Raw genomic sequence first — 12,297 nt, 5'->3', positions numbered from 1 at the left:
ACTATTTAGAAAAACATTTCGTATCTGGATCTCTTAAATATTCAAGCAGGGCCAGCTTCTTTTGACGAGTTGCTGGTGTTCTTGCTTCATCGGCTTCTCTTTGAAGAACATCAAAGAAAGCATCCATCGTACCTTTTTTTGTATCTTTCATCTCATCAGATGTAGCTTTCAAAAGACGAGTTAGCTCAGTCATTTCCGCGTCACTAAATCCACTAGATAGGAATGAGTAGAACTTGTGTCCATTTGTATTGCTGAATAGATCAACCTTACCACCACTAACTGAAACATCTCTGATGGCAGCGATTAAATCTTTTTGTACAGGTGAACCGACTTTCTCCGCTGTTAAAAAGTAGAGTAGTGCTTCTTCATCCGTTGCATTAAGCATTGGTGTACGGCTTGACCATTTCTGAGACTTAACTGCTGAGTTGATCTGGCGTGATAGCTTAACAGGTGAACTATAACGAGACATTACCTTAAAGATTCTTTGTGAGTAATCATCTTTCATCTCTGACAGGACAAAGTTGAAACCAGCATCAGATAGATTCTTATTCACACACGGTGCACATGAAAGGATACCGCTCTTATTATAACCATAACGTTGTGATAGATAGACAAAGTTATTGATTGCGTTTTTAATTTCTTCAGGAGTGGCCGATTCTTTTGAAAAGACTTCTTCTACTTTCTGAAAGCGGGCCTTGTCTTGCGATCCAGAAACCATCATTTTTAGAGTATTCATACTGAAGTCTTCTTTCTTCCCAGTATGAGAAAGATCCTTCATTGCTAATTCAATATTGTTGGCAACTACAGATCTTACTTCTTGATCCGCTATCCCACTTTTTACTAAAAGCTCATCCAGGCCGTGACCCGCTGACTTAAATACACTGAATACCGAACCAAATGACAGCTGACTCGTAAGCATTAGGAATACTATTTTTGATGATAATTTCATTCAAACCCTCTTCTGATAATTTCTTAAGTAAAATATCGGCTAATTTTGATCAAATATTTAGTAAGGAGCTATGTGTTATGGGTGTGAATCCTCAAAATATCAAGGAAATCAGGATGTTATAAAGATGAACAATTCTTGAATTAAGATATTCACTTGGGTACAATGACGCCTCACTTTGGGGATCGTATTATGGTAAACTTATTTAAGATATTAGTTTTATCTACTTTTCTACTGCCGAACTTGGCCTTAGCAAGTATTGATGGAGCGACAGAATCTGAGATCGAAACTTGTCGCCGTCTAAGAATTTTTCTTGCTGGAGCTGTTGGTGAAGTTGAGTGCCAAACTGAATATCAAATCTACTCTAAGTTTGTTGGTAATTACGATCGTCAGAGAGTAAAAAAAGAATCTAAGAATGTTCGTATTGGTGCCTTTAATTTATTTAAGCCAGGTGCGACTCAAACAGAATACAAAGATCATCAACTCGTTGCTGAAGTGATTAATCACTGGGATGTTGTTGCGGCCATTGAGCTTACTTCTAATAATGGGCTTAGCAAGAGACACAATGATGCAATCGTTGAGTACTACACAAATCGTCTAACTGAAATTGAAACGACTAATGGTGATGTAAACTCTTTAACAACACGAAATGAGCTAGCTCTTATTCGTGAGCAATACGACTTTCCAGGATATATTCTTCTTCTTAAAGAGCTGCAAAAACTAGACTCTTCTTGGTCTCTTGTTCTATCTGGTAAGCAAGAGGGAAGTGAGAACGCGACCGTAAAAGAACTAACAGGTTTCTACTATAGAAGTAGTGTCGTTAGCCTAAAAAAGACTAACTACTGTCGTGATCGTTATGGAAGAAATGGTAACTTTGGCTGTCTACCAGTTTTAGATGAGAAGACTTTTGGACGTGATGTTGATGGGCTATTTTCAAGAAGGCCGTTTATTTCTACATTTGAATCAGGTGAATTTGACTTTACTTTACTTGCAACACACGTGATTCACAACACTCCTTCAGACGAAGCACTTCAGAAAAAAATTCTTAAAAATGTTTATGGTGTCGAAGACTATAAAGATATTGGGCCAGGGGTAACTCAACTTAAGTACGCTCGTTTTGCGGAAGTAAGGCTAATGGCGGAGTTTGTCGACTATCTGAGAAAGTCATACTACGAACAAGACTATATTATCTTAGGGGACTTTAATTTAGAGAGCTCTAATAATTACTGGGAAACTTTCTTTAATGACTTTAGTAACCTAGAGATCAGAATTGAAGGTGCAACTTCAATGGCCGTTGGAAAGAGTCTTTCAGATGGAACAATTACACATGGGACAAAGAGTAACTACGATCACTTTTTATTCGATCCTAGTGAAACGACTAACTGCCAAGGTGACGGTGCTGCTAAGATCTTTAACTTCATTGAAGGAGATTTTTCTCGTCTAATCAATAGAAGATACCTTGTTCGCTCAAATGCCATGTATTATTCAACGACAAGAGAGAAAGAGATGTACCGCTTAAAAGCTGGTGGCCGTGAAAAAGTAGAGTCACTTGTAAGCAATTATGTGCGCTCTATTGAAAATAAAATGACGGTAAAGAGTGGTCAGCTAGTAAAGAGATTTGATATCGAAGAAAGCAAGCAAGAGTTCTACGATCGTGTGATCGACTCTCAATTATTCGATAAAACTTATTACAGCTATCTAAAAGAGGTAATGAGTGACCACCTTCCAATCTATATGAATTGCTCAAATCAATACGACAACGACTAGTTTTATCAGTGCCTAGGCATTGATCGAATTTGGGAAACAACGAACATAGAAAAGGCCTCCGAATGGAGGCTTTTTTATTATCTAAGTACTTAATAATACGTATTTTTTGGGGCCGTATATATCTTAAACGTCCTATGAAATTTGTTCACAATAGAAGATATTTACCGACAAAAGTCTTAAAATCTAATCATTAATCAACTTAATAAAAGGTTTTAGTATGATCAGAGCAAAAGAGCTTATTTGTTTAACAGCGGTACTTATGGGGCTTACTTCTTGTCAAAATGACAATGCGATTATTTCTCCGGAAGTAGAGGCCAATAGTAATAATGCTATTATCGGAAAAGATGATCGAAGATTAACTGTCGATAGCTTAAATAAAACCTTTTATCGAAAAGTTGGTCAGCTACGCACAGAAGTGAAGTATGGAGACTCTGGAATTAATAAAATTGCAACATGTAGTGCTACACTTATAAATGAGAAGTTTGTTATTACTGCAGCTCACTGTGTATACTTGGGCGATACAACTGATTTACTTAAGAATACTTATTTTTATCCTGGCATTGATGGGGTTGATAAGTTTGATAGTGGACGCTATCCAGTTGTTCGTGTTTATCACCCTGAACTTTATAATAATATATATTTCTCATCTTCTGAAGATATAGCAATACTTGAGCTTGGTGTTGGCAGTGATGGAAAAAACGCGGGGCAAAGAGTTGGAACTCATGGCTTCTGGGGAAAAGAATCTTTCCCAAGTGGTGAAACGCTAACGATCGGCTATCCAGGAGATAAGCCGAGTGCGAGACAGTTTTATGAAACAGGGTGTGATATCTCTAATAGTAATTATAATCATCTTTCTTTGAATGTAGAATGTGATGTTATTAAAGGACAAAGTGGTTCACCTATTTTTGTCTATAATTCAGAGTACGATAGCTTCTATATACATGGAGTTATCACTAGTGAGAGTCCTAGAATGAACTTTGGAAGTTTTCTTTCTAAAGAGAGGCAAAAAATCATTAATACAATAATAAAGGGAAGCTTTTCGACGAATAATGATTTTGAAGAAAAGTGGATCACGAAAAAGATTGTTCAGGATAATTTAGTTCGTATTCTTGTTAAAAATACATGCCAAAACGATGTTGCTAAGATCGCAATAAACTTCAAAAATGTAGAAGGTGAATGGGAGAAAATAGGATTCTATTCTGTCGGTGTAGGGGAAACTAGTCAGCTAGCAGTAAGCCCTAATGGAGTATTCTACCTTCATGCTAGAAGTAGTAATTGGAAGACCATTATCAGTGGTGGAAATGTATATGATCTACCAGGAAGTGGATCACAAAAATTCAAAAGGTACTCAACAGATAAGTATGGGGATTATGTCGTAAATGTGCCGTGTTATTAATATCATGTGATTTAAATATTAACCGAAGCTGGCCGTCGTAGGCGCAGCTTTCGGTTGTTTCAAAGCGATAACGATTAATATCAATTACCCTCAATAATAATTCCTTTCAAAAACATTTTATGTATCCTACAATAAATTAAGTTTTAATTTACTTAGGGGTTGATGTTGAGAAATTTTCTTACTTTATTCTTACTTGTCTTAACTTTATCGTCATGTGGAAAGAGCGACATTGTCGTAGGTGGAAAATTTAATCCTTTAGAGAGCCTCTCTGTTGAAGAAGCATTTTATGCTCAGGCCATAGGAAGATGTACAAATAACACTCGCATGCATAGGGCCTTATCATTCACTGGAATTCTTTCAAGAGAAATCGCAGGCGAGCGCTATATGGCCGAAATTAAGGTCATTCTTGATCGAAATTCAAAGACGTATGATATGACCTATTCTGAGTATCCATTTCCTGCCAATGTCGATCAAATGTCTTATACAACGAGTTCATCAAGTACATATGAAGTTGTGGAAAATACCATTGTTCTAAAGAATTTTGCTAATATCAAAGCAACTATAGAGAATGATAAAATTTCACCTCTTATGGAAATCACAAATGATATTCGAAGTATTATTGATACTAGAACAATCGTAGGGCGTGCCAAATTCTATTCTGATGATGATATTGTTAATGAGTGTTTGTAGTCTGATTGATTACATTATTACTATATGAAAAAAGCCTCCGAATCGGAGGCTTTTTTATTAGATTAGTTTACTTTAGTTCTACCTTAGGAAAAAGCGCCTCCGGCGGTTGAGGCGTATAAGTCGCCTTACCAAATTCCATAAGCTCAGATCCGCTTACGCTTGAACCAATATATTCAAGAGCAGTCTTTGTACACTCAGGTAGGAAAGCTTGAAGCATATAAGATGCCGCGGCCATTCCGTAGAAACAGTTGTAAGCGATTGGTGCAAATGCTTCTTCATCAGCTTTGTGCTTCCAAGGTTCTTTGTCGTTAACGTATTGGTTTAGGCTAACAATAAGATCCCAGATCGCATCAATTGCTTTATTGTGCTCACGTTTTTCCATGAACTCTTTAGCGCGCTCAAAGTGTGGAAGAGCGTCGATTTCTTGAGTCACACCTTGTGCAGTATAAACTTTATCAGGGAAGCTCTTCAGACCTAACTTGATAACTCTCATAAGAAGGTTACCGTAGTCATTTGCAAGTTCACTATTGTGCTTATCTACTAATTCTTGCTCAGAGAATTTTCCATCTCCTGAAGAAGAAATATTTTTTAGCATATAGTAACGGAAAGTATCTGTTGGATATTTTTCAAGCATTTCAAATGGGTCAACAACATTACCAAGTGACTTACTCATTTTCTTACCATCTTCAGCAAGTACCATTCCGTGAACGTAAACTTGTTTTGGAAGTGGAAGATCAGCGGCCTTTAGCATACAAGGCCAGATCACAGAGTGAAACCAAAGAATATCTTTTCCAATTACGTGCATATCTGCTGGCCAGAACTTTTCAGCTTGTTCTTTATTAAGAGCAGAGTAGTAGTTAATTAGAGCATCAAACCATGTGTACATAACAAAGTTTTCATTACCAGGAACAGGTACACCCCAACCTTGGCTTGGACGAGAGATTGCAAGATCTCTTAGGTCGTCATTTTCAAGGCGAGATAGGATCTCTTTGTATCTTGCTTGTGGCACGATAAAGTCTGGATTGGCCTTAAGGTGATCGATAATCCATTTTTGGTATTCGCTTAGTTTAAAGAAGAATCCTTCTTCTTCCTTAAGTTCAAGTGGCTTGTGGTGTTCTGGACAATTTCCATCTGGAGCTTGTGCTTCAGTATAGAATGACTCACAAGAAAGACAGTAGTTACCAGAGTAGTGACCGTGGTAGATAAGTCCTTTTGCTTCTAGATTCTTCCACAGCTCAACACAAGTTTCAGCATGACGATCTTCTGTTGTTCTAATGAAATCATCGTATTGAATATTTGCTTTTGCACATAGCTCTTTGAAAATTTCAACATTAGCATTAACAAACTCAAGTGTTTCAAGTCCCGCTGCTTTTGCTGATTCAATAAGTTTTTGTCCGTTTTCATCTGTTCCTGTTAGGAAGTGTACTTCTTTCCCAAGAAGTTTATTCCAGCGAACGTATGAGTCAGTTACGATCTTCTCGTAAGCGTGACCAATGTGTGGACGTCCATTAGGGTAGTCAATCGCTGTCGTGGCATAAAATGTATTCTTCATAGTTTATCCTTTAACTACAATGTTACAGATTCTTCCTGGTACATAGATCTCTTTTACAATTGTTCCCGTTAGGAATTTCGCAACTTTCTCGTCAGCTTTTGCCTGAGCTAGGAAGTCTTCTTTTGAAATATCCGCTGGAACGTCAATTGTTGATCTCGTCTTTCCATTAACTTGGATCGCCATTGTGATGAGGTCATCTTTTGCAAGATCAGCATCAAACGCTGGCCAAGCTGCAAGAGAACAAGAAGTCGTTTCACCAAGGTTTGCCCACATCTCTTCAGCTGCGTGTGGAGCAAATGGAGAAAGAAGTCTTGTGAAAGCTTTTGCTGTATCTTTTGATACCTTTCCAAGCTTGATAACTTCGTTATTCATAACCATCATTGCAGAGATCGCCGTGTTAAAACGAAGGTTTTCAACATCTTCAGTAACTTTCTTAATTGTCTTATGTAGGTGCTTAAGAACGTCTTGATTTGTTTCTTCACCTTCATAAGTATTTTCTGGATTACCGTAGAAAGAGAATGACTTTCTTAGGAAGTTGAAAACACCTTTTACACCTTTTGTTTGCCATGGCTTAACTTTTTCAAGTGGCCCCATAAACATTTCGTAAAGTCTTAAAGCATCTGCTCCGTATTCCTTGATGATATCATCAGGGTTTACAGTATTACCTTTAGACTTACTCATCTTTTCACCGTGCTCATCTAGGATAAGACCTTGGTTGAAAAGTTTTTGGAATGGCTCCTTAGTTGAAACAAGTCCTAGATCAAATAGAACCTTGTGCCAGAAACGAGCATAAAGTAGGTGAAGAACAGCGTGCTCAACACCACCAACGTATAGATCTACAGGCATCCAGTATTCTTCTAATTGTTTATCCCAAGCAACTTCAGAGTTCTTTGGATCGATGAAGCGTAGGTAGTACCAACAAGAACCTGCCCATTGAGGCATTGTATTTGTTTCTCTTCGAGCTTTCTTCCCAGTCTTTGGATCAGTTAAGTATAACCAGTCATCAATACGAGCTAGTGGAGATTCACCAGTTCCTGATGGCTCATATTTTTCAACTTCTGGAAGACCAACTGGAAGTTCATCCTCATCAAGGCATCTCACTGTTCCATCTTCAAATTTTAGAATTGGGAATGGTTCACCCCAGTATCTTTGACGAGAGAATAACCAGTCACGAAGCTTATAGTTAATCTCTTTCTTTCCAATACCATTTTCTTCTAGGTGAGCGATTGCTTTTGCAATCCCATCTTCCTTATTTAGGCCATCAAGGAATCCTGAATTGATATGAGTTCCATCTCCTGTGAAAGCTGCTTCGTTGACGTCACCACCTTCAAGGACAGGGATAATTTCTAGATCGTACTTCTTTGCAAATTCCCAGTCTCTTTCATCGTGGGCCGGAACTGCCATAATCGCACCTGTTCCATATGAGATTAGAACATAGTCTGCAATCCAAACTGGAATCTCTTTTCCATTAAGTGGGTTGATTGCGTATGCACCAGTGAAAACACCTGACTTGTTCTTGTTAAGATCTGTTCTATCAAGATCAGACTTAAGTGATGCTTCTTTGATATAAGCCTCAACTTCAGCTTTCTTATCGTCTGTTGTAATTTGTGCAACAAGGTCGTGTTCAGGAGCTAGAACCATGTAAGTTGCACCAAATAGAGTGTCTGGACGAGTTGTGAAAACATCGATCTTTGAATCAACACCTTTTACTGTAAAAGAAACTTGAGCACCTTCTGAGCGTCCAATCCAATTTCTTTGAAGTTCTTTAAGAGACTCTGGCCAGTCAAGATCATCAAGATCTTCGAGTAGGCGGTCTGCATATTCAGTGATTTTTAGCATCCACTGTTTCATTGGTTTTCTAACGACCGGGTGACCACCAACTTCAGATTTTCCATCAATGACTTCTTCGTTAGCTAGAACTGTTTTAAGTTCAGGACACCAGTTAACTGAGATTTCATCTTCAAAGGCTAAACCTTTATTGTAAAGTTGAGTGAAGATCCATTGAGTCCACTTATAGTAGTCAATACTTGATGTTGCGATCTCGCGATCCCAGTCATATGAAAAACCACAAGCTTTTAGTTGTCTTGTGAAGTTACCAATATTTTCTTTTGTGATCACATTAGGGTGAGTACCTGTCTTGATGGCATAGTTTTCTGCCGGAAGACCAAATGAGTCCCAGCCCATTGGGTGAAGAACATTGTGTCCATTCATTCTCTTGAAACGAGCAAGAATATCTGTTGCTGTATAACCTTCAACGTGACCTACGTGAAGACCAGCTCCTGAAGGGTATGGGAACATGTCCAATACATAGTATTTAGGTTTCGATTTGTCTGTTGAGTCTGTTCTAAAAGTTTTGTTGTCGTCCCAAAACTTCTGCCATTTTGGTTCAATTTCACCAAAGTTGTACTGCATTAAAAGCTCCTGAATTTACTAGTAAAATATCAGGCCGAATTATAAACCCTATAATGTAGATCGTCTATTATGTGTATCGCGTTAACTTGGAGATGTCCTGCTAAAGGAATTGCCAAAATAAGTCAGTGGATTTATACTTAAGCCATTAAAAGTAGATTAATTTTTTGAATGGAGAAACGATGTATCGTTTAGTGCTTTTTTCCCTTACTCTAGTAGGGCTAGTTCTTGTTATGAACCTTTCTGGTTATCAGAGTATTGAAGTCAACAATGATAAATATAATTTTGAAGATGCAAAGAAAGCACATGCTGCTCACGTAATTGAAGTAGCAGAGCTTGCTAAAAAGCATGCAGAAGTTACAGCACCTCCAAAAGTTACTGATGAAGTCATTGAAGAGAAAACTCTAATTCCTCTTGATACTCCACAACTAGTAAGAGCGGATAAACTTTATAAGCAATGTATTGCATGTCACGGCAAAGATGCTTCTGGTAAGGCCGCAAATAAAGCACCAAGAATCGGTGGTCAAATGGATTGGTATATTGAGAAGCAACTTCTTGATATGAAATCAGGGGCCCGTGTTAACCAACAGATGTTAACAATCGTAAAGAAACTTTCTGCTGACGATATTGCAGACCTAGCGGCTTACTTATCAAAGGTGCCATGGGGCGGAGTTAAAAACTAAAATTTAATTTCAATAAGAAGCCGCTTTTAAAGCGGCTTTTTTTTTGGGAGAAACTATGAAGATCTTTTCACTTTTACTTCTTTTAGCAATTACTGCTTGTGCATCAAAGCCGAAGCTTTATCCAAACTCTGCTTATCAAAAGTATGGAAAGATACAGGCGCAACGCGATATTGAGATTTGTATGGGGAAGGCCGATGAGTTCCTCGAGAGTGATCGTGGAAGGCAAATGGTGCGTGAAGGTGGAAAAGGTGCCGCGTGGGGTGCTATCGTTGGTGCTGTCGCAAGTGCAGTCTTTGGTGGTAATGCTGGTAAGGGTGCAGCTCAGGGCGCAGCAATTGGTGGTGCTAGTGGCGCAGCTCGAGAAGGGCTTAGTGAAGATCAAATTAAGCAACGTTTTGTAAACCGTTGTCTTGCAGAGAAAGGCTACGAAGTAATCGGGTGGAGATAAATGACTTTATATCGTTATAAGAATATTGAACCAAGTGTAGGTGAGGGGTGCTATATTGCGGATTCTGCCGATGTCATAGGGAATGTCTTTCTAGGAAAGAATGTTTCTTTGTGGTTTCAGGTTGTGGCCCGTGGTGATGTTAATGAAATTCACATTGGCGACAATTGCAATATTCAAGATTTAACAATGCTTCATGTAGAAGACAATATTCCCCTAATCATTAAAGAGAATGTTAGTGTTGGTCACAGCGTGACTCTTCATGCTTGTACTGTTGAAGAGGGATGCCTTATTGGTATGGGGGCGACGGTCTTAGATGGTGCAGTCATTGGCAAGAACTCGATTGTAGCGGCAGGGAGTGTGGTTCCTCCTGGAAAAGTCTATCCTCCCGAGAGTTTTATCATAGGGACTCCAGCAGTTGTAAAAAGAAAACTAACACCACAAGAAGTGGAGCAGTATAGTAATCACTATAAGTCATACTTAATTACAAAAGATGAGTATTTAAATGATGTCGAAGTTATTTGCTAAGCTTTAAAAGATTAAAGACCTTGTCCACAAGGTCATCTCTAGAGAAAGGCTTAACAAGAACATTCGTTACACCTGAGTTGATGACACTCACCATTGAACGGTTATCTAAGAACCCTGAAATAAGAAGGTATTTCATTTTTTGATATTTCATGGACTTACTAGCAATATCTATGAAGTAGGTACCATCTTTATCCGGCAGTTTGTAATCAATAATAACTAAATCAAATTCCTCATTTCTTAGTTTTAGAAGTGCAACACTCACAGAGTCTGCTGTGACAATATTTCGAAAAGCACCGGTTTGCTCAAGGAATGTCTTTATTAGAAAACAAATCTTTTCTTCATCATCAACGATGAGAATCGAAGGTTTTCTAGGCGTAAGAGTATTTTTTGAAGGGGACATCGCCATTAGCCCTGCTCCTCATTTTTAATACCAAGCATATTTAAAATATCTTCTTTATTAAACGGCTTTTCAATAAAGCCTTTCACTTCTTTATTCTTCTCAATCTTTGCACGATCAGCTATCCCAGACATAATATATGTAGGAACTTCTATACCAAGATCAATGATATCTTTTGCAAACTCAACACCATTTACTTTAGGCATATCATAATCTGTAATAATAGCATCGACATCTGTTCCATCTAAAATTCTCTTCGCTTCAACAGCATTTGATGCAAAGATGAGAGTGATCGGTCCCTGTGCAAAGAAGTTTGTAAAGAGATTGAGAATCTTTGGCTCATTATCGATAACAAGTACTTTTTTAAAATCATGATTTGTACTTAACTCGCTGTCAGTAAATGTCGTCGTCTCCATTTTTGGAAGAGTGATTTGAAACTCACATCCTGATTTTGAATCTATTAACTCGAGTGAGCCTGAATAAGAATCAATTATCTTAGAAGAGATTGAAAGTCCAAGGCCAGTACCTTCGCCAACTTCTTTTGTCGTAAAAAAAGAATCAAAGATCTTGTCTTGGTTCTCTTTAGGAATACCTGGGCCATTGTCTTTAATTGTTAAGAGATAGCAAACATCATTGCTTGAAATCGTGATCGCTATTTTTGGTGAAGCTGTTTGGGCTTCAGTCAAAGCATGAATAGCATTTGTTATTAAGTTAATAATAACTTGCTCAATTTCAATTGGATTTACTTTTACAATCGAAGAGGTCGAAGGGGAGAAATCTAACTCGATTTGATTTTGCTCTATAGGGAGTTTTAAAAGAGTTAGAGATTTTTCAATGATATCTTCTAGAGACATGAATTTCTTATCACTGTCTTTATTATGAAGAAAGCTCTTTAGGCCTTTTACGATCTTTGTAATACGATCAATAGACTCACGAGTATCATTAATACTTTCATTAATAATACTTTGTTCTTTTAGTTCTTCTCCAGCTAAGAGAACACTAATTAATTCAATATTTCCTGAAGCAATTGTTAAGGGGTTTGAAATTTCATGTGAAATTGTCGCTGTAATCTCACCAATAGTACTAAGCTTATCAGCTTGGATAATTTGATTATGAATTTGCTTAAGTTCTTCAATTTGAAAGCGATACTTCGTGTAGAGATTCTTTTCGATACTTATATCATTAAAGCAGATGACTTTCTCATTGTTTTCACTTTCTATAACTTTGATAACCACATGGTAAAATGTTTGATCATCGAGAAAGATCTCTACTTCTGGTCCAACCTTAACATCGTGAATATCTTCTAGGAAATGCTCAATATCAAAGCCTGTAAATAGGGAACTGAGCTTAGGTGACTTCTTTAACACCCTTGGCGATTTTTTAAAGAAGGAAGCAAAGAAGTGATTATAGTAGATAATCTCATTATCATTATTAATGACACATATTGGTTCAAAAATAGAGTCGTATAATTCGTATTTTACCAT

Annotated in this window: 11 protein-coding genes; 6 read left to right on the top strand and 5 right to left on the bottom strand. The window is 37.7% G+C overall.

Annotated features, from left to right (window positions below):
• Position 1: 1 nt before the first annotated feature.
• Entirely contained in the window at positions 2 to 949 is a 948-nt protein-coding gene (locus ACRXC1_RS13090; protein ID WP_393060712.1) for a hypothetical protein, read from the bottom strand.
• 189 nt (positions 950 to 1,138) lie between these two features.
• On the opposite strand from ACRXC1_RS13090, the gene ACRXC1_RS13085 reads away from it, so the two are divergent.
• From ACRXC1_RS13085 to ACRXC1_RS13075, 3 genes are all read left to right on the top strand, one after another.
• A complete protein-coding gene (locus ACRXC1_RS13085; protein ID WP_433659452.1) occupies positions 1,139 to 2,713 on the top strand; it encodes a hypothetical protein in 1,575 nt (524 codons plus the stop codon).
• Between the two features lie 217 nt (positions 2,714 to 2,930).
• Complete coding sequence (locus tag ACRXC1_RS13080) at positions 2,931 to 4,109, top strand: trypsin-like serine peptidase (RefSeq protein ID WP_433659450.1); 1,179 nt, start codon at positions 2,931 to 2,933, stop codon at positions 4,107 to 4,109.
• A gap of 165 nt (positions 4,110 to 4,274) precedes the next feature.
• Entirely contained in the window at positions 4,275 to 4,799 is a 525-nt protein-coding gene (locus ACRXC1_RS13075; RefSeq protein ID WP_433659448.1) for a hypothetical protein, read from the top strand.
• Between the two features lie 67 nt (positions 4,800 to 4,866).
• Here the strand turns inward: ACRXC1_RS13075 and metG are convergent, their stop codons facing one another.
• Both metG and leuS read right to left on the bottom strand, forming a co-directional pair.
• Entirely contained in the window at positions 4,867 to 6,351 is a 1,485-nt protein-coding gene (metG, locus tag ACRXC1_RS13070; RefSeq protein WP_433659446.1) for a methionine--tRNA ligase, read from the bottom strand.
• A gap of 3 nt (positions 6,352 to 6,354) precedes the next feature.
• Complete coding sequence (gene leuS, locus ACRXC1_RS13065) at positions 6,355 to 8,763, bottom strand: leucine--tRNA ligase (RefSeq protein ID WP_392912325.1); 2,409 nt, start codon at positions 8,761 to 8,763, stop codon at positions 6,355 to 6,357.
• A 179-nt stretch (positions 8,764 to 8,942) separates the two neighbouring features.
• Between leuS and ACRXC1_RS13060 the strand changes: the two genes are divergently transcribed.
• From ACRXC1_RS13060 to ACRXC1_RS13050, 3 genes are read left to right on the top strand one after another with little or no spacing between them, the layout of a single operon-like run.
• Entirely contained in the window at positions 8,943 to 9,443 is a 501-nt protein-coding gene (locus tag ACRXC1_RS13060) for a c-type cytochrome (RefSeq protein WP_433659443.1), read from the top strand.
• 55 nt (positions 9,444 to 9,498) lie between these two features.
• Positions 9,499 to 9,891 (top strand): cell envelope biogenesis protein OmpA, encoded by a 393-nt coding sequence (locus tag ACRXC1_RS13055; protein WP_433659442.1) that lies wholly within the window; start codon positions 9,499 to 9,501, stop codon positions 9,889 to 9,891.
• A complete protein-coding gene (locus ACRXC1_RS13050) occupies positions 9,892 to 10,416 on the top strand; it encodes a gamma carbonic anhydrase family protein (RefSeq protein WP_392912331.1) in 525 nt (174 codons plus the stop codon). It begins immediately after the preceding gene.
• Here ACRXC1_RS13050 and ACRXC1_RS13045 read toward each other — a convergent pair.
• Together ACRXC1_RS13045 and ACRXC1_RS13040 are read right to left on the bottom strand one after the other, a co-directional pair.
• A complete protein-coding gene (locus tag ACRXC1_RS13045; RefSeq protein WP_392958062.1) occupies positions 10,406 to 10,822 on the bottom strand; it encodes a response regulator in 417 nt (138 codons plus the stop codon). The genes ACRXC1_RS13050 and ACRXC1_RS13045 overlap by 11 nt on opposite strands.
• Positions 10,822 to 12,297 carry a hybrid sensor histidine kinase/response regulator gene (locus ACRXC1_RS13040; RefSeq protein WP_433659439.1) on the bottom strand — a complete coding sequence of 492 codons (1,476 nt, stop codon included), beginning with the start codon at positions 12,295 to 12,297 and terminating at the stop codon, positions 10,822 to 10,824. Before ACRXC1_RS13040 ends, ACRXC1_RS13045 begins: the two co-directional genes overlap by 1 nt.

This window comes from Halobacteriovorax sp. GFR8 (genome assembly GCF_050955245.1).
Classification (GTDB): Bacteria; Bdellovibrionota; Bacteriovoracia; order Bacteriovoracales; family Bacteriovoracaceae; genus Halobacteriovorax_A.
The sequence above is the reverse complement of the archived record's forward strand: the minus strand, read 5'-3'. Positions and strand labels throughout refer to the sequence as shown.